The organism is Geobacillus sp. B4113_201601 (assembly GCF_001587475.1).
GTDB lineage: Bacteria > Bacillota > Bacilli > Bacillales > Anoxybacillaceae > Geobacillus > Geobacillus icigianus.
Window position 1 is genome coordinate 1 of the sequence record NZ_LQYX01000118.1, and the last position, 591, is coordinate 591.

Below are 591 nucleotides of genomic sequence, written 5' to 3' on the forward strand. Positions count from 1 at the left end.
TTTTTTTTACTTCAGGGAAGGTGATTTCGACGAATTCTTTTTGTTTCTCTTCATCGGCATTGGCTAGTGTATAGGTGGGTTTCGTATAGCTTAGCCCTAACCGATGCAGAATGTTGCTTGTTCCACGAGGCGTGTATGCTGGTCCCCACTTTTGTTGAATGAGTTCAGCGATGATCGCAAGCGTCCAGTTATATTTTGCTTCGAATCCCACATCTACGGGGAGCTGATGTTCAATAATCCAAGCCAGCTCTTTTTCCTCATCAGGACTCAATCGACGTGGGGAGCCAGGTGAGTATTTCATCTCCAAGCCATCAAGACCGCGCTGGGCGTAGGCATGGATATAGTTATAAATCGTTTTCTTGGATCGACCAATAATCGTTGCGATTTCTCCTTTTTTGTATCCCTGCAAATGAAGATAAATGGCTTGGTAGCGTTCATATGCTCGTTTACTTTTCGCTTCTTTCATGGCAGTGGACAACTTTTCGATCTCGTCTTTGTGATTGGGCATCGTATTTTCTCTCCGTTCTCCTATTTTCTCTTTTATTTTATTCGCTGTGGAACGGGAGAAAACCTTTATTTCAATTTATATAG

1 protein-coding gene is annotated in these 591 nt (G+C 42.6%); it reads right to left on the reverse strand.

Annotation, left to right across the window (positions count from 1 at the left end):
- On the reverse strand, positions 1-508 hold a 508-nt coding region (locus B4113_RS16190; RefSeq protein WP_061912682.1), incomplete at its 3' end, for an IS630 family transposase.
- Positions 509-591 lie beyond the last annotated feature (83 nt).